Origin of the sequence: Mesorhizobium sp. ISC25, from assembly GCF_042295465.1 — a bacterium.
Classification (GTDB): Bacteria; Pseudomonadota; Alphaproteobacteria; order Rhizobiales; family Rhizobiaceae; genus Mesorhizobium.
This window is the reverse complement of sequence record NZ_CP135441.1, coordinates 2325832-2348621: the sequence shown is the minus strand read 5'-3', so window position 1 is coordinate 2348621 and position 22790 is coordinate 2325832. Positions and strand designations below refer to the sequence as shown.

Annotated in this window: 21 protein-coding genes and 1 pseudogene; 14 read left to right on the top strand and 8 right to left on the bottom strand. The window is 60.9% G+C overall.

The features are described from left to right. Positions 1-22: 22 nt before the first annotated feature. Positions 23-1186, top strand: coding sequence for a mandelate racemase/muconate lactonizing enzyme family protein (locus RQ479_RS11830; protein WP_376705203.1), 1164 nt, complete (start codon positions 23-25; stop codon positions 1184-1186). Between the two features lie 22 nt (positions 1187-1208). Then, positions 1209-1958, top strand: a complete 750-nt coding sequence (locus tag RQ479_RS11825; RefSeq protein ID WP_376705202.1) for a ribonuclease activity regulator RraA — start codon at positions 1209-1211, stop codon at positions 1956-1958. Here RQ479_RS11825 and RQ479_RS11820 read toward each other — a convergent pair whose 3' ends face one another. Genes RQ479_RS11820 through RQ479_RS11810 form a run of 3 tightly spaced genes read right to left on the bottom strand, consistent with a single transcriptional unit; the run spans position 1959 to position 5524 of the window. Further along, positions 1959-2780 carry an alpha/beta hydrolase gene (locus tag RQ479_RS11820; RefSeq protein WP_376705201.1) on the bottom strand — a complete coding sequence of 274 codons (822 nt, stop codon included), beginning with the start codon at positions 2778-2780 and terminating at the stop codon, positions 1959-1961. Positions 2781-2791: 11 nt separating this feature from the next. After that, positions 2792-4279, bottom strand: a complete 1488-nt coding sequence (locus tag RQ479_RS11815) for an NAD-dependent succinate-semialdehyde dehydrogenase (RefSeq protein WP_376705200.1) — start codon at positions 4277-4279, stop codon at positions 2792-2794. Between the two features lie 18 nt (positions 4280-4297). Beyond that, positions 4298-5524: an iron-containing alcohol dehydrogenase gene (locus RQ479_RS11810; protein WP_376705199.1), complete on the bottom strand. Its 1227-nt coding sequence runs from the start codon at positions 5522-5524 to the stop codon at positions 4298-4300. Positions 5525-5721: 197 nt separating this feature from the next. Between RQ479_RS11810 and RQ479_RS11805 the strand changes: the two genes are divergently transcribed. Next, entirely contained in the window at positions 5722-6414 is a 693-nt protein-coding gene (locus RQ479_RS11805) for a GntR family transcriptional regulator (RefSeq protein WP_376705913.1), read from the top strand. A 150-nt stretch (positions 6415-6564) separates the two neighbouring features. Continuing rightward, complete coding sequence (locus RQ479_RS11800) at positions 6565-7158, top strand: DJ-1/PfpI family protein (protein ID WP_352493019.1); 594 nt, start codon at positions 6565-6567, stop codon at positions 7156-7158. Positions 7159-7293: 135 nt separating this feature from the next. Here the strand turns inward: RQ479_RS11800 and RQ479_RS11795 are convergent, their stop codons facing one another. Then, positions 7294-8205 carry a GntR family transcriptional regulator gene (locus tag RQ479_RS11795; RefSeq protein WP_376705198.1) on the bottom strand — a complete coding sequence of 304 codons (912 nt, stop codon included), beginning with the start codon at positions 8203-8205 and terminating at the stop codon, positions 7294-7296. Positions 8206-8371: 166 nt separating this feature from the next. Between RQ479_RS11795 and RQ479_RS11790 the strand changes: the two genes are divergently transcribed. The 6 genes from RQ479_RS11790 (at position 8372) to RQ479_RS11765 (ending at position 13308) form a co-directional block, all read left to right on the top strand. After that, positions 8372-9412 carry an ABC transporter permease gene (locus RQ479_RS11790; protein WP_376705197.1) on the top strand — a complete coding sequence of 347 codons (1041 nt, stop codon included), beginning with the start codon at positions 8372-8374 and terminating at the stop codon, positions 9410-9412. Next, a complete protein-coding gene (locus RQ479_RS11785; RefSeq protein WP_376705196.1) occupies positions 9409-10194 on the top strand; it encodes an ATP-binding cassette domain-containing protein in 786 nt (261 codons plus the stop codon). Before RQ479_RS11790 ends, RQ479_RS11785 begins: the two co-directional genes overlap by 4 nt. Before the next feature lie 141 nt (positions 10195-10335). After that, on the top strand, positions 10336-11202 hold the full coding sequence (locus RQ479_RS11780) for a sugar ABC transporter substrate-binding protein (RefSeq protein WP_376705912.1): 867 nt from the start codon (positions 10336-10338) through the stop codon (positions 11200-11202). Positions 11203-11294: 92 nt separating this feature from the next. Next, positions 11295-12317 carry a zinc-binding alcohol dehydrogenase family protein gene (locus tag RQ479_RS11775; protein ID WP_376705911.1) on the top strand — a complete coding sequence of 341 codons (1023 nt, stop codon included), beginning with the start codon at positions 11295-11297 and terminating at the stop codon, positions 12315-12317. Between the two features lie 329 nt (positions 12318-12646). Further along, on the top strand, positions 12647-12874 hold the full coding sequence (locus tag RQ479_RS11770; RefSeq protein ID WP_376705195.1) for a CopG family transcriptional regulator: 228 nt from the start codon (positions 12647-12649) through the stop codon (positions 12872-12874). Next, positions 12871-13308: a TA system VapC family ribonuclease toxin gene (locus tag RQ479_RS11765; protein WP_376705194.1), complete on the top strand. Its 438-nt coding sequence runs from the start codon at positions 12871-12873 to the stop codon at positions 13306-13308. Before RQ479_RS11770 ends, RQ479_RS11765 begins: the two co-directional genes overlap by 4 nt. Before the next feature lie 387 nt (positions 13309-13695). Here the strand turns inward: RQ479_RS11765 and RQ479_RS11760 are convergent, their stop codons facing one another. Together RQ479_RS11760 and RQ479_RS11755 are read right to left on the bottom strand one after the other, a co-directional pair. Further along, positions 13696-14823, bottom strand: a complete 1128-nt coding sequence (locus RQ479_RS11760) for an NAD(P)/FAD-dependent oxidoreductase (protein WP_376705193.1) — start codon at positions 14821-14823, stop codon at positions 13696-13698. 64 nt (positions 14824-14887) lie between these two features. Continuing rightward, positions 14888-15889, bottom strand: coding sequence for an SIS domain-containing protein (locus RQ479_RS11755; RefSeq protein ID WP_376705192.1), 1002 nt, complete (start codon positions 15887-15889; stop codon positions 14888-14890). A 101-nt stretch (positions 15890-15990) separates the two neighbouring features. On the opposite strand from RQ479_RS11755, the gene RQ479_RS11750 reads away from it, so the two are divergent. From RQ479_RS11750 to RQ479_RS11735, 4 genes are all read left to right on the top strand, one after another. Next, positions 15991-16857 (top strand): PfkB family carbohydrate kinase, encoded by an 867-nt coding sequence (locus RQ479_RS11750; protein WP_376705191.1) that lies wholly within the window; start codon positions 15991-15993, stop codon positions 16855-16857. 161 nt (positions 16858-17018) lie between these two features. Further along, positions 17019-17855: an ABC transporter substrate-binding protein gene (locus RQ479_RS11745; protein ID WP_376705190.1), complete on the top strand. Its 837-nt coding sequence runs from the start codon at positions 17019-17021 to the stop codon at positions 17853-17855. A 76-nt stretch (positions 17856-17931) separates the two neighbouring features. Then, the gene (locus RQ479_RS11740) at positions 17932-19461 is read left to right on the top strand and encodes an amino acid ABC transporter permease/ATP-binding protein (protein ID WP_376705189.1); all 1530 of its coding nucleotides are present in this window, start codon (positions 17932-17934) and stop codon (positions 19459-19461) included. Positions 19462-19571: 110 nt separating this feature from the next. Further along, positions 19572-20681: a LacI family DNA-binding transcriptional regulator gene (locus RQ479_RS11735; RefSeq protein ID WP_376705188.1), complete on the top strand. Its 1110-nt coding sequence runs from the start codon at positions 19572-19574 to the stop codon at positions 20679-20681. A 171-nt stretch (positions 20682-20852) separates the two neighbouring features. Here RQ479_RS11735 and RQ479_RS11730 read toward each other — a convergent pair whose 3' ends face one another. Then, positions 20853-21125, bottom strand: a complete 273-nt coding sequence (locus tag RQ479_RS11730; RefSeq protein ID WP_376705187.1) for a hypothetical protein — start codon at positions 21123-21125, stop codon at positions 20853-20855. A 407-nt stretch (positions 21126-21532) separates the two neighbouring features. Next, positions 21533-22720: pseudogene (locus RQ479_RS11725) on the bottom strand (IS3 family transposase). Between the last annotated feature and the right edge of the window lie 70 nt (positions 22721-22790).

The window sequence follows — 22790 nt, the reverse complement described above, 5'->3', positions numbered from 1 at the left end:
TGCGCATGAAACGTGGGCGTGGATGACTGAGAAGCTTAGGATCACCGCGATCAAGCCCTATCCGGTGTGGGTCGGAACGCGCAATCAGATGCTCGTCAAGGTCGAGACCGACCAGGGCATCTTCGGCTGGGGCGAGAGCGGCTTGAGCGGTCGCGAGAGGGCCGTGGCCGGCGCGGTCGAGCACTATCGCGAGTTTCTCATCGGCCGCGACCCGATGCAGATCGGGCGGATCTGGCAGGAGGTTTACCGCAGCCAGTACTTCGAAGGCGGGCGAGTCCTTCAGGCGGCGATTTCCGCCGTCGACATCGCTCTTCACGACATCAAGGGCAAAGCGCTGGGAGTGCCGGTCTATGAGCTGCTGGGCGGCAAGCAGCGCGACCGCATCCGCACCTTTGCCTCGACCGGCGACGAGGCCGAAGGCGATGTTGCCATCGAACGGGCGCGCGAACTTCGCGCACAGGGGTGGCAGGCGATCCGCTTCTTCCCCTTCGGGCAAAACAGCAAGGATATATTCGAGCCGCGCGAATCCATCGGCGCTACCGCGAGTATGCTGAACAAGGCGCGCGAGGCGCTGGGCGACGACGTGGTCCTCGGCCTCGACTATCATCATCGGCTGTCGGTGGCAGAGGCCGCGAGCTTCTGCAACAAGCTCGGCCGCGGCGTGCTTGATTTCCTCGAGGAGCCGATACGGGCCGAGACGCCGGAGGCCTATGAATCGCTGCGCACGATGACCGACATCCCCTTTGCCATCGGCGAGGAATTTGCCAGCAAGTGGCAGTTCCTGCCCTACATCGAGCGCGGCATCCATCAGTTCAACCGGATCGATGTTTGCAATGTCGGCGGGCTCACCGAGGCGATGAAGGTCGCTGGCTGGAGCGAGGCGCATTATGTGGACCTGATGCCGCACAATCCCCTTGGTCCCGTATGCACGGCCGCGACCGTGCATCTCGCCGCTGCGGTACCCAACTTCGCGTGGCTCGAGACCAGGGCGCCCGAAATAAAGCTGGGCTTCGACAATTCCGACTTCTTCCCCGTGCAACCACGGCTCGACGGGGCCGATTACCCGGTCGGCGATCTGCCGGGGCTCGGCGTCGAGGTCAACGAAGTGGCGGTCCAGGCGCAGAGTTTGCGTTTCTGGGAAGCGCCTCACCTTAAGCGCCGCGACGGTTCTGTTACGAACTGGTAGTTCCATTCAATCGGAGTCCACAATGACGCATACGTCCGACATTACGCGGCCGCCTAAAGACCTGATCGACGCGCTAAGGGAGATCGGCGCCGCGACGGTTGCCGGCACGCTTGGCCACATGGGCTTCCGCAATCCGCACATGGTTGGTCCGGTGGCGCAAAACCACGGGAAGTCGATCGTGGGGCCGGCGCTGACGCTGCAGTTCCTGCCGCAGCGGCCGGACCTCTTCACCGAAGGAGAATATGCCGATCCGGAGACGCAACTGCACCGGCACGTGCTCTATCACGCGCAGGAGGGCGATGTGGTCGTGGTCGACGCGCGCGGCGACATGAGCTCGGGCGTCTTCGGCGATATGATGTCGACGTATTTCAAGGGCAGGGGCGGGGCCGGTATCGTCATCGATGGGTGCATGCGCGACCGGCCCAATGTCGAAAAGCTCGACCTGCCCCTATGGCTGCGCGGCTGGACGCCAAACTATCATGTGCAGACCGGCATCTATCCCAATGCCGTCAACGTTCCGATTGCCTGCGGCGGTGTCACGGTGATCCCCGGCGACATCGTCGTCGCCGACGACGACGGGGTGGTGGTGCTTCCCGTCGCAATGGCCCCGAAGGTGATCGAAGAATCACAGAAGCATCACGATTGGGAGGAGTTCTCGCGAGCGAAGCTCATGGAGGGCGGCCCGTTGCAACGCTACTATCCGCTGCATGACGATGCCCGCGGGGAGTACGAGGAATGGCGCAAAGCAAACCGCCTGGAGAACCCGACATAGTCAGCAGGCCTTGGCGATCAGTTTTGCCAGGCAATCGCCAGCCTCAGTCCCCGGCACGCCAAGATCTCTGACGCTGTCCATGTGGTTGCGGTTCGGGAGCACATGCGACGTTACCAACGATCCCTGCCGCAGCAAGCTTGCTTTGAATCGATCGGCTTGCTGATGGAAGGGTGGCGTCTCGTTGGCTCCGACCAGAACCGCCGTCTTGGTTTGAGGATCATGCCGGCAGGCGAGAGGTGTGAACATGGCGACTTCCTCGTCTGTTATTCCAATCTCGTTGGCGAGAAAGGAATCCTGTAGCGGCTTCAAATCGTAGAGCCCGCTCAGCAGAAGGGCTGCCCTCACATTCGAGGGGGTATGCTCGCCCTCGAACAGAAACGTTGCAAGATGGGCTCCTGCCGAATGACCACTGACAGTCAGGGCCGTCGGGTTTCCACCATGATCGGCGATGTTGGCCAGGACCCACTGCTTGGCGCGGCGCACCTGGTCAACGATCGTCGCCATTCGGACCTTGGGCATCAGAGCATAATCAAGGATGACGGCAATAGCCCCGGCCTGGGTAATCGTCGTCGCCATGTATGAATAGTCGCGCTTGGAGAACATTCTCCAGTAGCCGCCATGGACAAAGATGTGCACCGGAAGCGCCGTTCTTTTGCCCGCGGGAAAGAACAGGTCCATGGTCTCGGTCGGATCCGGTCCGTAGGCCACGTCTGCGGCCATCGCAATGGCGGCGCGGGCGGCCTCGCTGCGGTCAACAATGTCCTGCACGATTTGGTCAAAGTCAGCAACGTGGTCGCGGATGCGAAAGGGATCGCCTTGCATTCTTCTTCTGCTCACATGCTGACGGCGAGGTATTTCGCCTCCATGAACTCGGCAATGCCGTGATGCTGTCCTCCCTCGCGGCCGAGCCCACTCTGCTTGACGCCGCCGAAGGGAGCTGCCGGATCAGACATCAGCCCGCGGTTGAGAGCGATCATTCCGGCCTCGATCCGGGAGGCCACCCGCATGCCGCGCGCCAGATCGCGTGTGTAGATGTAGGCAGCAAGCCCATATTCGGTGTCATTGGCGCGCGCGATGACCTCGGCCTCGGTTTCGAAGCTCGAGATTGGCGCCACCGGCCCGAATATCTCCTCATGCGCCATCTTTGCATCGCCCGGCACGTCGCGAAGCACTGTCGGAGGGTAGAAGAAACCGCGTCCGGACAGGACTGAGCCGCCGCACATGACCCGCGCGCCGCGTGTGACCGCGTCGATGACAAGGCGGTCTATCTTCTCGACCGCCTTTTTCGTGATCATGGGCCCGCATTCCGTGTCCGGGTCGGTGCCGGCGCCGACCTTGAGCGACGACATCCGCTTCTCGAGGCCCTCGGAGAAGGCTTCGCAGATGCCAGATTGCACGTAGAGGCGGTTTGCGGCCGTGCAGGCCTCGCCGGCGTTGCGCATCTTAGCCACCATTGCGCCATCGAGCGCCGCTTCGAGATCGGCGTCGTCGAACACAATGAACGGTGCGTTGCCGCCGAGTTCCATGGAACACGAGACCACATGCCTGGCAGCCTCTGCCAGCAGAGCGCGACCGACACCCGTCGAACCGGTGAAGGAGAGCTTGCGCACTCGCGGGTCGGCCAGCATGGCGGCTGTCAAAGGGCCGGGACTGGAGGTTGTCAGGACGTTGACCACCCCCGGTGGAACGCCTGCGTCCTGGTAGAGCGCGGCCAGCGCGTAGGCGGTAAGCGGGGTCTCACTGGCCGGCTTCAGGATCACCGTGCATCCAGCGGCAAGTGCCGGCGCGATCTTGCGCGTCGCCATCGCGGCAGGAAAATTCCAGGGCGTGATCAGGACGCAGATGCCGATCGGTTCGTAGTCGACCACAATGCGGTTGGTGCCGGAAGGCGCAGTACCGAATTCACCGGTAATGCGAACGGCCTCCTCTGCATTCCAACGGAAAAATTCCGCCGCATAAGCGATCTCGCCGCGAGCATCCCGCAGGGCCTTGCCGTTTTCCAATGCGATGAGAGTAGCCAGTGCGTCCGATCGTTCCGCCATCAGTTCAAAGCAGCGTCTGAGGATCTCGGAACGCTTTCGCGGCGACGTTGTCCGCCAGCCATGGGCCGCCTTGGCAGCTGCGTCAACGGCGTCGGCCGCGTCCTCCAAGGTCGCATCGGGTACGGCAGCGATGATGGCTTCCGTCGAAGGATCGATGACCGGAATTACCCTGCCATCCGCGGACTGCCGCCATTGGCCGTCAATGTACAGCCCGTGCGAAATTGTGTGGAAGTCGCTGACGCCCTGATCATCCGACAGAACCTGTGAAAACGTGTTCATCTCGATATTCCCGATTGTTTACATGACGCAGCTGGCGAGGTCGCCATCAAAGGCGGCCTGGACCAGGCGTCGCATGGATCCCAAATCGAATGGCCGCGGATTGTTCTTGATGAGGCGCTCGATACCGATCGCTTGTTCCGCCGTCCAATCGAGCTTGTCGGCAGGCAGCCCTAGCTCGGCCAACGAGGGGGTGATCCCGATTGCCCCAAACAGCCGACTGACCTCGCCAATGGTCGCGTCGGCCAACTCTTCGGGCGTCCGGCCTTTTCCATCGAGGCAGAGCGCGTTGGCGATCTCGGCCATCTCGGTCGCCGCGGCTGTTCTGTTGTACTTCATGACGTATGGCAGCATGGTGGCGACACCCAATCCGTGAGGGGTGTGGGTTATCGCGCCAACCGGGTATTGCACGGCGTGCGCTGCCGCCGTGCCGGCCGTTCCGAACGCGCAGCCGGCTGCAAGTGCACCCATCATGACGTCGGCCCGGGCGTCCTCGTCAGAAGGCCGGCGGTATGCCGTTTCAAGGCTTCGGCCAAGCAGCTTGATCGCCAGCAGGGCGAAGTGATCGGTCAAGGCGGTTTTGCCGATAAAGACATGTTTCTGGGGAAGGCCGGGATCGGTCCCACGCCTGACGGCGGTGAAGGCCTCGATTGCATGCGTCAGCGCATCGGCGCCTGCGATCGCCGTCAATGCCGGCGGGCATGTCATCGTCAGTTCAGGATCGCAGATGGCCGCGGCCGCGATCAGATACGGGCTGGAGATGCCGACCTTCAGCATACGATCCGGATCGGAGATCACGGCGACCGGGGTCACTTCAGAGCCGGTACCGGCTGTCGTCGGCACCGCGATCAGCGGCAGCGTCGGACCGGGCACCTTGAACTCGCCGTAGTAATCCTGGAGCTGACCGCCGTGACTGATGAGCAACGCGGCGCATTTGGCCATGTCGAGACAACTGCCGCCGCCAATGCCGATCACCATGTCGGGCGCGAACTTCCGTGCTTCCTCGACGCAGACGGCAACGGTGTCCCGGGGGATGTCGGGTAGCACACGGTCATGCACCAGTACGTCTATCGAGGCGGCTCGCAGCGCCGCGACGATCTCTCCGAACGGGTCCGTTGCGGCAAACCGTTCATCGGTGCAGACGAGCGCGCGACGTCCGAGCCTGGCCGCGACAACCGGAATGACGTGGCGTTGGCCCTTCCCGAACAGGATTTCGCGCGGCAGCCTTATGGCAGCGAAAAGGCTCATGATCTGCATCCTGTGATGATGTCTGGAAAGGCCGCGGGGGCGGCACGCTGTTCCAGCAGGGCCACCGCAAGTGCCATTGCTTTGTCTCGAAACGGCCTCAAATTATATCCTCTATAAAATCGTATAGGATATAGGATTGCATTAATCGGAGCATCGTGTTAGCAACTCGATGTGTCAAGAGGCAAAACATGCAGGCCATGAACTTACTCAATGCAGACGATACGAACCTCGGCGGCGGGCGTATCCAGCGCTCCAGCAGCCTGGTTGAGGACGTCTACGAAGCGATTTTTGCGCAACTCATGTCGTTGAAGATTGCGCCGGGTTCCCGGATCACGGTCGACAGTCTGGTCAAGGAGTTCAACGTATCCCACACGCCGATCCGCGAGGCGCTCGGCCGGCTCGAAGGCGAAGGCCTGGTGCTGAAGACGCATCTGATCGGTTACCGCGCTGCGCCGCAGATCACGAAACGGCGGTTTGACGAACTTTATGAGCTTCGCCTGCTGCTCGAACCTCATGCAGCGGCCAAGGCAGCCGCGCTCATGGACGAGGTAAAGCTCGCGCAGCTTCAGAAGTCGGCCGGCGTCATGGCGCGCCGTGAAGGCAAGGACGAGCGCCTGCGGTATTCCAACTTCGCCCGCCAGGATGCCATTTTCCATGACAAGGTCATGGAATTCGCCAACAACGAACTCGTGCGTCAGACACTGGCGCACCAGCATACCCACTTCCACATATTTCGCCTGATGTTCCATTCGCGCGTCACCGAGGAGGCGCTTGACGAGCATGAGGCCATTCTGGCCGCTTTCGATGCGGCCGATCCTGCCGCTGCCGAGCAGGCGATGCGTCGCCATATCGAGCATTCCCGCGACCGTTTGTTGCTGGCGTTCGACTGAGACTGTCCCGATGTGCCCGTACCCGTCGTCGATGATTATCCCGAGGCCTGTGCCAACCAGAACTACGTCCCCGATTCACCCTTCTAGGAACTCAAGCCCACCTGGCGAGTACAGGTCTCGCCCGGTCGTTGTCACAGGAAAGGAAGTACCATGCCAGGCAAAAAGATCCTGATGCTGACCGGTGAATTCACCGAGGAATACGAAATCTTCGTCTACCAGCAGGCGATGGAAGCGGTGGGCCACACTGTTCATGTCGTGTGCCCAGACAAGAGCGCCGGAGACCTGATCAAAACGTCGCTGCACGATTTCGAGGGCGATCAGACCTACACCGAAAAGCTCGGCCACTATGCGCTGATCAACAAGACCTTCTCCGACGCTGAGAAGCAGCTAGAGCAATACCACGCCGTTTACTGCGCTGGCGGTCGCGGGCCCGAATACATCCGCACCGACAAGCGCGTGCAGGCGATGGTGCGCCACTTCCACGAAACCAAGAAGCCGATTTTCACGATTTGCCACGGCGTGCAGATCCTGATCGCGGTCGATGGTGTCGTGCGTGGCAAGAAGGTCGGCGCACTGGCGGCATGCGAGCCGGAGGTGACGCTTGCGGGCGGCACCTATATCGACCTGTCTCCAACGGAGGCATATGTGGACGGGACGATGGTTTCGGCAAAAGGTTGGACGGCGCTTGCAGCGTTCATCCGGGAATGCCTGAAGGTGCTGGGGACGGAAATCCGGCACGCGTAGACCTTTGCTCCGGCGCATCCAAAAGGGTGCGTCGGTTCCCTTGCTGCGGAGGAAACTTGTCACCGCCAATTTGGCTTCGGATCATAAAGCACCTGCATCACACTGAGTTTGCGTCCCAGGATCAGAAGCATTTCGTCATGCATTGATGCTCGACTCATCAAATGCTGTGAGCGAGCGCATCAGTGTTTCCCTTGCTGAAGCCAGATGCGCTCGGCAGGCCACCTCAATCCGAGTGGAATTGCGGCTCTCAAGCGCGTCGATATAGGCAACGTGTTCGTGGATCGCGGCAAGATTGCGCTGCTTTTCGTCCTGCTTGTTCCACTGATAGTGGTAGTGAAAAATAAACGTGATGATGTCGTAGAAATCATCGATAAAGCGGTTCGGAGAGGCCTCGTTTATGAGCCGGTGAAACCGGTTGTCCAGGCCGGAGAAGTCGTGAAAGCGGCCTTCAATTCGCTCCAGCAGGTCGGCATGCGCCATCTTGAGCGCGGCGAGTTTCGACCATAGCGGAGAACTGTCCGGCTGCAGTGAAAACCGTTGTGCCGAACGCAGTTCGAACATCACCCGGATCTCGAAGAGCTCAAGTGCAAAGTCTTCGGTGAAACCCTTGAAGAGCCAGCCTGTATTCGGCCTTTTCTCGATCAATCCAAACCGGCTGAAGCGGATCAGGAATTCGCGAATTCCATTGGTAGCAACACCGAATTGGCGCGCAAGCTCGAGCTCATTAATGCTGGTGCCGGGCCTGGTGTCACCCCGCAGCATCCACTCCATGAACTGCTGTTCGACATGCTTGGCGCGAGGCGTGGTTTCGGCGTCCGGATAGTAGTCGTTGTCGCCGACCGGGCGGCCCGTCGACCTGAGGCCGTTGCATTCGGTGACAAGTTCGCGATGAACCAGTTCCCGCAAAACCTTTCTGACGGTTGTGCGGCTGACGCTCATTCGCCTTCTAAGCTCATTTTCGGAAGGAAGTTCACCGGCCAGTTGCCCGTCGCGCAGCATCTTTGCAGCTCGGTTGAAGGCCTTCTTGTAGACGGTGTCGGTTCTCATCGGATTTTCCTTTGGAACAATACCTTGTCCTTTTAGCATGAACTTTATCCATAAAAAACAACTTGACCCGCCCCGGCTCGTTGTTTTTTATCGATAAGAAGAGGACCTGAACACGAATTGAGTTTTTGACGACGCGGCTCGCACGAGCCGCGGCGGGGAGGGGAATTTGCCTGAAACGGGAAACACCGGCACGACTGTCGGCGAGGCCGCGTTGCCAGCATCCAGGAAGTCAGAAGCCGTCCCCGGCCTTTCGCTTGGCCTAATGCTGCTGAGCGCTGGTCCGGTCGTCATCCTGGTGCTGCTGATCGCTGTCCTCAGCTTTCTGTCACCCTACTTCCTGACCGGACGCAATCTTAGCAACATCCTCGCCCAGACGGCCGTCATCTCGGTTGTGGCGATGGGCCAGCATCTGGTCATCCTGACACGCGGCATCGATCTCTCCGTCGGCTCGAACGTTGTCGTCGGCGCGCTGAGCTTTCATGCTGGCGCTCCCGCCATCATCGTGATCGCCGTGATGGTTGGCTGCGGTGCCGCGGTCGGCGCCATCAACGGGCTCTTCTATGTCTTCGGCCGGCTGCCGCATCCTTTCATCATCACGCTGGCAACATTGAGCATCGCCAAGGGGCTGGCGCTGCAACTGGCCGACGGCCGCGCCATCCCTGGCATGCCGGATTCGATCGATGCGCTTGGCCGCGACGCGGTCTGGGGTCTGCCTGGATCGGTTTTCGTTGTTGCCGGCGTTGCCGCAGTCCTTTCAGTCATGGCCAAAACCATGGTCTGGGGGCGCTGGATTTATGCCGTCGGCGGCCGGCCCGACGCCGCATTGCGCATGGGTATTCCCGTGTCCTGGGTCCTGGTTTCCGTCTATGTCATCTCAGGGCTGTGCGCCGGCATCGGTTCCGTCATCCTTGCCGGCCGCACCGACGCCGGTTCGCCCTTGTTCGGCAATCTGCTGGAACTGGATACGATCGCGGCGGTGATCATTGGCGGCGCCAGTTTTCTTGGCGGTCGCGGCCACCTTGGCCATGCCTTGGTCGGCGCCATCATGATCGGCGTTATCCGCAACGCGCTCAACCTGCTCAACGTCAACGTCTTTTTCCAGCTCATCGTCATCGGCGTGGTTATCGTGATCGCGGTCGAGTCCGACGTGCTGCGCAACTACCTCGAAGGCCGCGTGCGCGTCCTGCAAGCCGGGAGACAGTCGTGAGCGCCGTCGCGGCCGACGCCGATCATACCGCCGCCTCCGAGCATCCCGTCTTGGCGGTACGCGGTGCTACCAAGCGTTTCGGTTCGGTTCTGGCCCTGGACGATGTCAGCATCGAGGTGCGGCGCGGTGAGATCGTCGGCCTGCTCGGCGACAATGGCGCGGGTAAATCGACGCTAACCAAATGCATCAGCGGGGTGCACCAACTCGATGCCGGCGCGATCTTTTTGGATGGTGCGCCAACGCAGATACGCTCCCCTGCGGATGCGCGCTTCGCCGGCATCGAGACCGTCTACCAAGACCTGGCGCTCTTCGACAACCTGACGCCGGGACAGAACTTCTTTGCGGGCCGCGAGTTGGCTGGCCCGCAATGGCTTCCGCGCGGCCTGCGATTTCTGCAGCAGCGCCGGATGGACGCCGAGACCCGCGCTCTGCTGGCAAACCTCAAGGTTACGTTGCCGCGCCTGGATGCGGTCGTCGCCATGATGTCAGGTGGACAAAGACAAGCCATTGCCGTGGCCCGCTCGACCGTGTTCGCCCGCAAGGTTGTCATTCTGGATGAGCCGACCGCCGCACTCGGCCTGCGTGAATCACGCCAGGTGCTCAATCTGGTCGCTGCGCTCCGCGACGAGGGCAATGCCGTCATCCTGATCACTCACAACATGGAACACGTCGTCGAGCTCGCCGATCGCGCGGTGGTGCTTCGCCAGGGCCGCAGGGTCGGCGAACTGGTGCCGACCAAGGGCAACAAACAGGAACTGGTTTCCATGATCGTTGGAGCCTGACCCGTTCGAGATTTGGGGACCGTTCCGGTCCGCAAATGCCTGAAGCGTCTCCCGCCGGGAGGCGTCTCAATCCAAGGGAGGAATGCAATGTCAATGAACCGAAAATTGTTCTCAGGGCTGGCGATCGCCGTTGCGTTTTCTATGCCTGCTTCGGCCGCAGACAAGATCAAGGTCGGCCTGATTACGAAATTCCCGGTGCCGTTCTACTCGACCATGGAGGACGCCGCCAAGAAATACGCGGCCGCTCATCCGGAGATCGAACTGGTCACCGGCCAGGGCCAGGCGGCCACCGACATTGAAGGCCAGATCGCTCTGATCGAATCCATGATCACGCAAGGCGTCAAAGGGCTTGCAATCACTCCGGTCGACCCGACGGTCGCGCCGGCGCTCGACAAGGCGGTGGCCGCCGGCATCAAGGTGGTTCTCGTCGACAACAGCATCCCCAACTGGAAAGGCCAGACGGCGTTGGTATCGACCAACAACCTCAATGGCGGCAAGATCGCCGGAGAATACCTGAAGACGGTGCTCAAGAGCGGTGACAAGATCGGTATTCTGCAAGGCGTTCCCGGGGTGCCGGCTCTGGATGACCGGGTCACGGGCATGATGGAGGGACTGGGTGACGTCAAGGTCGAGGTCGTCGGCAAAGGTGCAACCAACTGCACGCTGGAACTTGGCACGTCAGTGACCGAAGACATCCTGACGGCCAATCCTGATCTCAAGGCAATCTACGCGGCCTGCGGCCCGCCGATCCCTGGAGCCGTCAAGTCGATCAGCAATGCAGGCATTGCCAACGACAACCTCATAGTGGTCGGCTTTGACGCCTGCTGCGGTGAGATCGAAGCGATCAAGTCGGGGGCGGAGGACGCCAGCGTAGCTCAATTTCCTGCAAAAATGGGCGAGCTTGGCATCGACACCGTCGTCAAGGCCATCCGTGGGGAACCCGTCGAGGCCAATGTGGATACCGGCGCCGGACTGGTGACGCTGAAGAACGTCAAGGACTTCGAGTGATCCACCAGCGGTCCGGCGGATTGCACCGCCGGACCACTTCCTGTTGCCGGACTCCAGCTTAGCAAGGGGTGAATGCCGTCATGGACCCCACCATCAAAGTCGTGCGATGCTCCGAGCCCGGCAGACTGGTGTTTGAGGAGCAGCAGGCACCAGGCGCTCCGCCCGAAGGCTGGGCACTGGTCAATGTCGCCTTTGTCGGGATATGCGGAACCGACTACCACATCTTCGAGGGCAGGCATCCGTATCTCGCCTATCCGCGCGTCATGGGCCATGAGGTTTCGGGAACAATCGCGGCAATCAACGCGCCCGTGGACCTGTCGGTCGGAGAGCAAATCCTCGTCAATCCCTATCTTGCCTGCGGACATTGTGCCGCCTGCCGCCAGGGCAAGCCTAACTGCTGCATGTCGATCGAGGTGCTTGGCGTGCACCGTGACGGTGCCATGAGTGAGCAGATTCTCGTGCCGGCGCAGAACTTGATTCCAGCGGCCGGCCTGTCACTGGTGGAGGCGGCCACGGTCGAGTTTCTGGCCATCGGTGCCCACGCAGTCCGCAGATGCATGGCGGGGCCGGGCATTCGCACCTTGGTTATCGGCGCCGGGCCGATCGGCCTCGGTACCGCGCTTCTTGCGCGCATCGCGCAACAGAACGTGACCGTCATGGACGTCGATACCGAGCGGCTGACCTTTGCCGCGAGGCAACTGGGTTTCCTGGTGATCGACGGGTCGAAGGGATCGATCATCGAAACGATAGCGGCGCGAACTGCGGGAGCAGGTTTCGACGCCGTCTTCGACGCAACGGGAAACAGCCGTTCGATGCAGTCTGCCTTTGCCTATGTTGCCCATGGCGGCGTCATGGTGATGGTCAGCGTCGTGCCGGACGACATAACTTTCTCCGATCCAGAGTTCCACAAACGGGAAATGATGCTGATCGGCAGTCGGAACGCGACGCGTAGCGATTTCCAGCACGTCATTGCCTCGATTCGCGCTGGAAAAATACCAATCGACCAGCTTGTCACCCACCGCACCACCCTGCGCGACAGCCCACGCGACATCGCAATCTGGGCGCAGCAGAAGTCCGGTCTGATCAAGGCCGTTATCGACGCAGGATCTGGCTGACTTCAGCAACACGATCAAGACATGTCATCGCAGCCCTGGTGCTGCATTGTGGGAGGGGGAGTTGCTCGGTGACGCCAGGCTAAGCGTCGCGCTTGACACGGTATTCGGTGCGGTTTTCCTCAGATAACAATTGTCCCTGCCGAACTGGCTTGGCGTTTCGCTGATTACCGCGGGCGCAGTTTTCGTCGCATAAAGGTTGAAGCCGCGGAGCGACGATCTTTCCGGCAAAACGTGTTCCACGCAAATCCGCCGGGTATTCGCACCGCTTGAGTGTCCGACGTAGCTAGTCCACATCATGCGTGATGTTTGATGCGCGTCAGGAGAGTGATATGAGAACCACACTGGCGATTGATGACGACGTCCTGGTCGCGGCCAGGGCCATGGCCCGGCAGCAGGGTCGTAGCCTCGGCAAGGTCATTAGCGATCTCGCCCGGCGCTCGCTGCGCCGGCCTCAAGCTGGCGGCGCGCGCAACGGGATTCCTCTTCTGTCGCCTCGGCCGCATGCACCTCCTGTCACGCTTGAGACGGTCAACGCCTTGCGCAACGAACTGCCTTGACCTTCCTGCTCGGTGTCAATGTGCTGATCGCACTGATCGATCCTGGTCACGTCGCCTATGGCGACGCGCATGGCTGGTTCGAAGAGACGGGCAACGCGGCATGGGCTACTTGTCCGATCACCGAAAACGGCGTCCTGCGCATCGTCGGCAACCAAAGATATCCCAATTCCCCCGGCTCGCCTGCCATCGTTGCGCAAATCGTTACCAAGTTGCGGGCTCTGCACGGGCACAGCTTCTGGCCCGACGACGTGAGCCTGGTTGGCTCCGGCGACATCGATGCAGCGAAAATCCTGACCTCGGCACAGGTCATGGATACGTACCTTCTCGCGCTCGCCAAGGCGCGGGGCGGCCAACTTGCCAGCTTTGACCGCAAGCTGTCAGCGGCAGCCGTGAAGGGCGGGAAGTCTGCACTGCACCTGATTCCCGCAAGGTAGACCGCCGGACCCTTCGGTGCAGTCTGCCTTTCGATCTTCTTGGCTTTGAATTGAGGATTCCGCAACTTGTCGCGCTCAGCGCACTCCAGTGGATCGCGAGCGGCTATCTGACCATAGTTTGTGGGGCATTCATCTCTCCCCTGCGCGTTCGCGCTTGGACGCGCGGCGCTGACACTCGTCGCCGTCTCTGTTGCCGTAAGACGACAACCCGGTAAAACGATCATGTCACTATCGCTCGGCAAGGGCACCTCAGCTTCTTAGCCTAGACCGCCCTCCGACCAACGTTAAAACCGCAGAAGACGGATATTCGCTGTTTACCGATTCTTGCCAAGATTCCTCAGGCGCGCGGCCCATCTGGACAGTTCGACCTCGGCCGCGATTGCCCTTTCAGCTGAAACGCTTCGCGCGGAAGCCTGCAAGCATGGGATGCGGATTGCCGGAGACGATTTCTTTGCCAAGCAATTCGCCGACGATCAATCCGAGCGTGGCGCCGCTGTGGCTAAAGGCGACATGAAGCCCGGCGACGGTCTCGACGGAGCCAAGCACTGGCTCGCCGTCGCCGGGGATGGGCTTCGGGCCAACGGCATAGGTAGCGAGTTGAAGCCGCGGATTGCCGTCGAGCACGGCACTAGCCTCGTCGAGCAGTCCTTTGACCGTCTTGTCGTGCACGGTGTAGGTTCCGTCAGAGTTGACCACGACCTCTTCCTCCGACCACGCCGAATCCAAAACAAGTGCGCCATCCGGCGTCGGGCGCACCGCCACGCGCGGCGTATTCAGCACGGCACGGAGCTCGGTCTTGACCGGTTTGGTCTTCAAGAGAAGTGAAATCGGCGTGGCGTCGGGGACACGAACTCCGATCTCCGCAAGCATGGCAGGCGTCGCTGGCCCAACGGCAAGGACCGCTGCATCCGCCTTTAACGGCATACCGTCGGCAGTGACGACGCCACGCGCGCGACCACCTGTGGCATCTATTCGCACGCGTCCAGCGTCCTGAACGAGCTTGCCGCCGCGGGAGCGGAACTCATTGAGCAGCAGATCGATCAGGCAGGGCAGGTCAACCCATCCTTCGCCAGGATTGAAGATGGCACCCTGCGGGGTGATGGCGCTGGCGTTGACGCCGGGCGTCACTGCGCCGACTTCGGCAGGGCCGAGCAGAAGCGCGTCATAACCAATATCCTGCTCCAGCTGGCAGATGGACGCGATCTGGTTCGTCTCATCATCCGCATCCCAGGTGAGGCCGCCGTCAAAGCGAAGCCACGACGCCGTTTCCGGCCTTGTGGCGGCCAGGGTCCGATAACGGTCGATGCCTGCAAGCCTCAAGCGGTGGTAGGCAGTGTCCGCACGTCGCGCTGAGTTCAGCCAGGAAAGTGAACGGCCGGATGCACCGTTGGCCGGCGCGCCGTCGTTGACAATGGTTACATCAACGCCAAGACGAGCAAGGTGCAACGCGGAAGAGATGCCGAAAATGCCCGCGCCGATAACAACGACATGGCGCGGCTTTGGGGATGCAGTCATAGAGAAATCCTTCTTCGCGGAAGACGGGCTGGGAGTTGTTGGATCGCTGCAGAGCGCGGCGGATCTAGTAGTCCGTGAGCTTCTTCATGTAGCGCCGGCCCTCGAGCATCGGCCGGCCGCGCAAACCGGCCAGCTGGTAGGCAAAACGCCATAGAGTGTCGAAGAAGACCAACGGCACGAGGTAGGGCTTGATGTGTTCGGACATACCGCTGAGGTCGAGTTCCGCTCCATCGAGCACCAGGATGTTTTCCCGACTGCCGTACTTGAAAAGGAAATCGCGGGCGCGTTCGGAAAGGCTCCGTGTTTCGTCCAAACCAAGCAAGACCACAAAGCAAGTATCCCGGTCCACCACCTCAAATGGGCCGTGAAAGAATTCGTTCGCGTGTATGGCTTGCGAGTCGTACCACTGCATCTCCATCAGGACGCAGATGGCGTAGGAATAGGCCGCACCATAGCTGGCACCGCTGGCCAGTGTGTAGATCGTATTGCACGGCCCAAAACGGGGTGCGAAGGCTTGAAAGCGGTCGGCATAGGTCCGGTGCGCGCGTTCGATCGACGGCTGAAGATAGTTCAGGCTCATCAGCAGATCGGCGGTTATCCCGGCACCCTCCCGTTCATCGATCAGGCCGGCGAGCAACATGTAGAGCACGCCGTAGTTGCTGCAGGCAGAATCGATTTCTTTGCCCGTCGTGTAGGAGGCCTGGTAGGCGACTGCATGGTCGACTGCCTTTGCGAGAGGCGATATTAAGTCGAGCGTCATGCCGATCGTCGCAGCGCCTCGATCTTTTGCATAATTGGCCGCTCGCACGGTTTCGTTCGTCGTTCCTGTCTGCGAGCAAAGGACAACGAGCGTGTCAGGTCCCAACAGTCGCGGATCGCGGCAGACGAACTCATCCGCGTTGTAGATGTCGCAGGCGAATGTGCCACTGTGACGGTCGACGAAGTACTTGCCTGCCATCATGATGGAGAGCGAGCCGCCGCACGCTACGAGGAATAGATGCGAAAACCGCCTGCCGGCCGTAGCGGTCAGGGCGCGTTGTACGTCGGCGGGCAGGGCGGAAATCATGAGCTTCCTCGTCTCGTTGGCAGAGCTAGGGGCCGGCGCACAATTGACAGGTGGCAGCCATTATGCGAACGTTATCACATCCTTAAACTGAAAGTCCTGCAATGGTCAAGATTGCCGCGATAGGCGATAACGTGGTCGATTGTTATCTCGCTCGCGGCGAGATGTATCCCGGCGGAAACTGCCTCAATGTCTCGGTCTATGTCAGCCGCTTCGGCGGGCGATCGGCCTATGTTGGAGCGATCGGCAAAGACCGGGCAGGGGACCTGATCGACGCCGCACTGGCGTCGGAGCGCGTGGACGTCACCCGATTGCGGCGCCTCGAAGGGCCGACCGCTTATTGCCTTATAGGTCACCGCAACGCCGATCGGATTTTCCTGGATTTCGACCTCGGCGTCTCGATGTTCACGCCGACGCAAGAAGATCTGGATTTTCTCTCGGCCTTCCAGGCCGTCCACATCGGCCAGTCCAGCGGGTTAGACCCGTGGGTTGCCGCGGTATCGAGTAAGTCCCTGTTGTCTTACGATTTTTCCACGCGGCGGGAACCGGAACATCGACGCGAGATTGGGCCCCATTGCTATCTGGCTTCGGTCTCGGGCGAGGGTCTCGACGACAAGGAATTGGCCGCAATCGCAGCCGAACTGCTTGGATGTGGTTCAAAGTGGGTTCTTGTGACTCGTGGTCGAGCTGGCGCGGTGCTTCACAGCGACACCGTCTCTTACCGATCCCCGGCGCGGCTGGTCGAAGCCATCGACACCCTGGGCGCGGGCGACACCTTCATCGCCAGAACGCTGTTCGGCCTGCTCAGCGAAGAGGCACCTCAAGACATTCTCGGCCATGCCGCGGAGGCCGCGGCGGCTACCTGCCAGTACTACGGGGCGATCGGCCATGCGACAGCAATCGATATAGGAAAGATGACGCCGGAGGTCCTCCGCGCAGCTCGGCACGTTCAAGACTGGAAAACCGTCTAGCTGCGAAATTCTGCGAAACAATTGACGCGAGAAATCGACGATGCTAGATAAAGTGATAACGTTCTCAGTCATCTAACTAAGCGCCACGTGAGAGCGTTTTGATGGATGAGACGTCGAGTGGGACCGCAGGCCGAGTTCGGCCAATCGTAAGAGGAGAAGACATGCAAACGAATTCGAGCAGGCGCCAACTGGTGAAATCCGGTCTGGCGCTGACGATCGCCCTGGTGACAGGACTTGGCACGCTAGCAGGATCAACGCAGGCAAAAGCGGCCGACAATCCTTATAACCTCATCGACCCGACAATGATCAGCGTCGGAACCATGGGCGATGCGAAACCCTATGTGTTCACCGACGCCAATGGCAACTTCACCGGCTTCGACGCTGAGCTCTTCCGCGATGTGGCGCGCCGGCTCGGGTTCAAGGAGGAGCAGGTTGTTTTTACTGGCCAGGAATTCTCGGCGCTGCTGCCGTCCGTCGCCAACGGCCGCTTCGACGTCGCTGTCGCTGCTATCGGCACCACCGCGGAGCGCAAGAAGACCGTGGATTTTGGCGATGGCTATCTCGCCGGCTACCTGTCGATCATTTCGGCTGATCCGGCTCTGACAAGCAATGAGAGCACGGCGGGAAAGCGCATCGGCGTGATCCAGGGAACGCTGCAGGAAATCTATGCCGAGAAGAACCTGAAGGGCGACATCGTCAAATTTCCCGACAACAACACTGCGGTGGCGGCGCTGAACAACGGGACGATCGATGGCCATTTCACTGACTATGAGTCGGCCAAGCAGTACGTGGAGCGCTATAAGAACCTAAAGATAACCATGAATGTGCCGTCCTTCGATGCGCCGGCCGGGTTCGTGGTCAAGAAAGGCAACGATGCCTTCCGCGAGGCGCTCAACAAGGCCCTGCGCGATGCTATGGACGATGGCACCTGGAAACGACTGCACGAGAAATGGTTCCCGGGTACCCCGATGCCGGATCAATATCTGCCCAAGAAGTAAATTCGCGCGTATTCGTTATCGTTTCCGGCCGGGCCCGTGAGCAACGGTGCCCGGCCGAGTCATAGATGGACTTGATATGAGCTGGTTCGACACCTTCGCCCGCAGCTTTCTTGATTTCCAGGCGATGGCAGAAGTTCTGCCGAACATGGTGATGGTCGGCCTCAAGAACACTTTGATCCTGGCCCTTGCCTCGACGTTTTTCGGGACGCTGATCGGTATCGTCCTCGCAGTCATGGGGATTTCCGAGAACCGGCCGCTGAAACTCCTTGCGCGTGTCTACACCGACATCTTTCGCGGGCTCCCGGCCATTGTCACAATTCTGATCATTGGCCAGGGCTTCGCGCGGTTGGGCCGAGATCTGTTCGGTCCATCGCCCTATCCGCTGGGCATTATGGCACTCAGCCTGATCGCCGGGGCCTACATCGGAGAGATTTTTCGCGCCGGCATTCAGAGCGTCGAGCGTGGTCAGATCGACGCCACGCGCACTCTCGGAATGACATACGGCCAAGGCATGCGCCTGGTGGTGATCCCGCAAGGCATCCGCCGCGTCCTGCCTGCACTGGTCAACCAGTTCATTGGCAACGTCAAAGACTCCAGCCTGGTCTATTTCCTTGGCCTGCTCGCCTCCGAACGCGAACTGTTCCGCGTCGGCCAGGACCAGGCCGTGCTGACCGGCAACTTGTCGCCGCTATTGCTGGCCGGCGTGTTCTATCTCGTGATCACGGTGCCGCTGACCCATCTCGTCAACTACATCGACGCGCGCATGCGGGTCGGCAAACGAATCACCGCCGTGCAGAGTGGCCTCAAGGAGGTCGCCGAGCTTGCCGAAGCCGTCGTGCCGGGCGCTGCGACGTTGCCTGCAGCAGCGCCCACACGCTTCAAGGGCGGCGGCATCGAGGTGAAGAATATCGACATGGCCTATGGCGCCGTCCAGGTCCTCCATGACGTCAGTCTGAAAGTGCAACCCGGGACGGTCACCTGCCTCATCGGTCCGTCCGGCTCGGGCAAGTCCACCTTGCTGCGTTGCCTCAACCGCCTAGTAGAGTGTCGAGCCGGTGACATTCTGCTCGACGGCGAAAGCATCTACAAACAGACCCCTGACCAACTCCGGCGGCGCGTCGGGATGGTTTTCCAGCAGTTCAATCTGTTCCCCGACCGCAGCGCGCTCGCCAACATCACCCTGGCTCTGCGCAAGGTGAAACGCATGTCGCGCGAGGAGGCTGAGGGCGCGGCCTTGGCGAGACTGCATGAAGTCGGACTGCTGGAGCGCAAGGATCACCGGCCAGCCAATCTCTCGGGCGGGCAACAGCAGCGGGTGGCCATCGCGCGTGCGCTCGCCCTCGAGCCCGAAATCATGCTGTTCGACGAAGTCACCAGCGCGCTCGATCCAGAATTGGTCAAGGGTGTGCTCAATTTGATGGCCGATCTCGGTCGCGGCGGGATGACGATGGTGGTCGTCACCCACGAGATGAACTTTGCTCGCAAAGTCGCGAACCAGGTCGTGTTCATGGACGAGGGGCGGATCGTCGAGGCAGGACGGCCAGAGGACCTTTTCGACAATCCGCAGAGTCCACGTCTTCGGCGCTTTCTGTCCGAGGTACTGTGATTGCAATGATGTGCGCAACCGCGGGGGTTGCAGTGTTCGGCCTTGCGGGACGGGCTTAACTGCCGCTAGGTCGCCGTCACAACGCGCGCATTGGCGGCGGGGTTTGCCGAGTGACTGAAAGATCGTCGAAAAACGCAACCATCATAGAGGTCGCTCGCCGGGCCGGGGTGAGTTCCGCCACGGCGGGGCGTGTGCTTGGTGACTACGGCTACAGCAGCCCCGAGGTCCAGGAGAAGGTGCGCGCCGCTGCAGCTGAGCTGGGCTATCGCCCCAATCGCCTGGCCAAAGGTCTGATCACCGGTAAGACGCAGACTATCGGAGTTGTGGTTGGCGACATCGAAAGCCCGTTCTACGCGAGCGTGCTGCGCGGAATAGGGGATATGGCGCGCCGTGGCGGCTTCGGGGTTATCGTTACGAATAGTGACGAAAATGCCGAACTCGAGCGAGAGGCGGTGCAGCTGCTGCTGGAAAAGCAGGTCGACGGTTTAATTGTCTCATCGACTTTCGTCGACGAACCGGATCATCTTCGTGAGGCAGTCGCAGCCCGCTGTCCCGTCGTGCAGTTCGACCGCATGGTTGCGGGCCTGGAAACCGATTCAGTCGTGGTCGACAATGTTTCCGTAACGCGTAGCAGCATCGCGGCGATGATCGGTGCCGGACACAGCCGCATTGGAATTCTGGCGGAGCTCGGGCCGGGCCAACGCGATGATGTTGGCTCGTTTGTGGCAAACGCCGATCTCTCCAGCGCTGATATTCGCTATCATCATCCAAGCTGGCAAAGGCTATTGGGTTACCTCGAAGCCCATCGCGCTGCGGGCATTACGCCGGATCCGCAGTTGATCCGCCGCGTGGCGATCTATTCTAGCGAGGCGGCCCGCAAGGAGGCACTCGATCTGCTGACAATGCGCAATGCGCCGTCCGCCCTGTTTACCGCCGATGGCGTAATGTCGACAGGCGTTCTGGAGGCGACATCGGCACTGAAGCTTGCGATCCCAGGAGACCTTTCGCTGCTTTGCTTCGACGATCTCGACTGGATGCAATTCGTGGCCCAGGGTATCACAGCCATCGCGCAGCCGGCGCATTTGATCGGAGCGGCGGCGGCGGAGCTTCTCTTGAGGAGGTTAGGGGAGGCCACTTTGCCTTTCGAGCACCGTGTGCTGGCGGCCCGCTTGGTGGAGCGTAACTCAATTGCGGTCCATCGCAACCGCGAGGCCGTCTAATCTCCGGCCGCGACGGTCCGGCTGGAGCTGAATTGCAGCGCCTCTACGCCGGGGTCGATGCCATGCAGGGATTGTAGCTGCCTTGTCTCTCTTCGCTTACCTACAATAACACCGGCCGGTGCGGATCGGCTCGACTGAATGACAGCCCAGGCGGACTGCTGGGCACGACTACTACTGCTTACGATGCCCCGGCGTGAGCTGCGCAAGAAAACGGGTGAGAACATCCGGGTTCCGGATGCGGATCTCGATGTCGTTCTTGCGCCGGATAGCGCCGCGCACAAGTCTGGCGCCGAGATAGCGGAACGGCTCTGGAGGCAATTCCAGCCGCCGGTCGATCCCGACGAGACCGCTGGCGCTCCACCGGTCCTTGCGCTCGAGCACCAGACCGGCCAGGACGCGGCCGACGATCGGCGTCTGTGCAATGCCGGTTCCGTTGAAGCCCATGCCATAGAAGATGTTGGGATGACCCCGCAGACGATGGAAGACGGAACATGCTCGGGCACGAGCTAAGGCAATCTTAGCTATGCCTCAGAGTCCTGTCGGATCCGCCAACAATTCGCAAAAGTGTTCGGGGTTCCAGTCGGGAGAGCGCCAGCGGCTAATCAACCAACGAGGGATATAGCTCCGGCGCCTACAGCACGAGATCCTTTCAAATGCACCAGTTCATTTTTTGGTGGCAAAATTCGTGTGAAACAGCCGCTATCGCCAGACAGAACAGCCAAGCGAGCCGGCTCCAAGCCTGGAGGCAATCCGACCCCGACAGCGCAGCTACGCCTGCGCCGTCATATCAGATAAGCCTAACATAAATCATTGATCTGACCATTGAGCGGGCGTGACCTGCCACTGAATTTTCATTCGGCTGCAGTTAGAGCCTCGGCGGGTTTTACGCCGTATGGCGCGGGTTGAGCAACGGGTGATCGGCGGAGCTGGTCGGGGTTGCGCAGCCGATCGTCCGTTGCGGTGAGATTGGCGGCATAAGCCGCAGGCGTGATGTATCCGAGCGCCGAATGTGGGCGCGATCGGTTGTAGTCGTCTGCCCATTCGGCGATGGTTGTTCGGGCATGGTCGAGGCCGAGGAACAGGGTTTTCGTTCAGCAACTCGTCCCGCATCCGCCCGTTGAAGCTTTCGCAGAAGCCGTTCTGCATCGGCTTGCCCGGCGCGATGAAGTGCCATTCCACCTGATGATCCTTCGACCAGGCGAGGATCGCGTTCGAGGTGAACTCGGTGCCGCGGTCGGAGACGATCATGCCCGGCTTGCCGCGCCGGGCGATCAGTTCCGTCAGTTCACGCGCCACCCGGCGGCCGGAGATCGAGGTGTCCGGGATCGCAGCCAGGCATTCGCGCGTCACGTCGTCGACGATGTTGAGGACGCGGAAGCGCCGGCCGCAGGCGAACTGATCATGGACGAAATCCAGCGACCAGCGCGCGTTCGGCTTCGCCTGAACCAGGATCGGTGCCCGCGTTCCTACCGCTCGGCGCCTGGAGCGTCGCTTGCGCACGGCCAGTCCTTCTTCGCGGTATAGCCGGTAGATGAGGTTGATACCCGATGCCTCGCCTTCGCGCCTGAGCAGAATGAACAGCCGCCGATAGCCGAAGCGCCGGCGCTCGTTGGCCAGATCGCGTAGCCGGCCGCGCAGTGCCGCCTCAGGCGCTCGGCGAGACTGGTAGCGGATCATCTTACGATCGGCGTCGACGAAGGAACAGGCCCGCCGCTCCGACAGGCCCATCGTGGCCTGCAGATGCGCGACGGCTTCGCGCTTGGCGGCGGGCCCTACCATTTTTTTGACAGAAGCTCGCGCAGTGCCGAGGCTTCCAGCATCTGGTCGACGAGCAGCTTCTTCAGCTTCGCGTTCTCGTCTTCCAAGGCCTTCAGCCGTTTGGCATCGGAGACGTCCATCCCGCCATACTTCGCCTTCCAGTTATACAGCGTCGCCTCGGAGATCCCATGCTTGCGCGCCAGGTCGCCCGCATTCGCCCCCGCTTCGTGCTCACGCAGAACCGCGATGATCTGCTCTTCCGTAAACCGCTTTCTCTTCATCAGTCCGTCCTTCAATCGAGGCCGGACTCTAATCTCAGATGGAGGAAATTACCCGTGGCAGGTCAGGCGC

Bases quoted from the DNA above. Each gene is read 5' to 3' on its own strand.
- RQ479_RS11830 (WP_376705203.1), top strand. From the start codon at position 23: ATGACTGAGAAGCTTAGGATCACCGCGATCAAGCCCTATCCGGTGTGG.
- RQ479_RS11825 (WP_376705202.1), top strand. From the start codon at position 1,209: ATGACGCATACGTCCGACATTACGCGGCCGCCTAAAGACCTGATCGAC.
- RQ479_RS11820 (WP_376705201.1), bottom strand. From the start codon at position 2,780: ATGCAAGGCGATCCCTTTCGCATCCGCGACCACGTTGCTGACTTTGAC.
- RQ479_RS11815 (WP_376705200.1), bottom strand. From the start codon at position 4,279: ATGAACACGTTTTCACAGGTTCTGTCGGATGATCAGGGCGTCAGCGAC.
- RQ479_RS11810 (WP_376705199.1), bottom strand. From the start codon at position 5,524: ATGAGCCTTTTCGCTGCCATAAGGCTGCCGCGCGAAATCCTGTTCGGG.
- RQ479_RS11805 (WP_376705913.1), top strand. From the start codon at position 5,722: ATGAACTTACTCAATGCAGACGATACGAACCTCGGCGGCGGGCGTATC.
- RQ479_RS11800 (WP_352493019.1), top strand. From the start codon at position 6,565: ATGCCAGGCAAAAAGATCCTGATGCTGACCGGTGAATTCACCGAGGAA.
- RQ479_RS11795 (WP_376705198.1), bottom strand. From the start codon at position 8,205: ATGAGAACCGACACCGTCTACAAGAAGGCCTTCAACCGAGCTGCAAAG.
- RQ479_RS11780 (WP_376705912.1), top strand. From the start codon at position 10,336: ATGCCTGCTTCGGCCGCAGACAAGATCAAGGTCGGCCTGATTACGAAA.
- RQ479_RS11770 (WP_376705195.1), top strand. From the start codon at position 12,647: ATGAGAACCACACTGGCGATTGATGACGACGTCCTGGTCGCGGCCAGG.
- RQ479_RS11760 (WP_376705193.1), bottom strand. From the start codon at position 14,823: ATGACTGCATCCCCAAAGCCGCGCCATGTCGTTGTTATCGGCGCGGGC.
- RQ479_RS11755 (WP_376705192.1), bottom strand. From the start codon at position 15,889: ATGATTTCCGCCCTGCCCGCCGACGTACAACGCGCCCTGACCGCTACG.
- RQ479_RS11750 (WP_376705191.1), top strand. From the start codon at position 15,991: ATGGTCAAGATTGCCGCGATAGGCGATAACGTGGTCGATTGTTATCTC.
- RQ479_RS11745 (WP_376705190.1), top strand. From the start codon at position 17,019: ATGCAAACGAATTCGAGCAGGCGCCAACTGGTGAAATCCGGTCTGGCG.
- RQ479_RS11740 (WP_376705189.1), top strand. From the start codon at position 17,932: ATGAGCTGGTTCGACACCTTCGCCCGCAGCTTTCTTGATTTCCAGGCG.
- RQ479_RS11730 (WP_376705187.1), bottom strand. From the start codon at position 21,125: ATGGGCTTCAACGGAACCGGCATTGCACAGACGCCGATCGTCGGCCGC.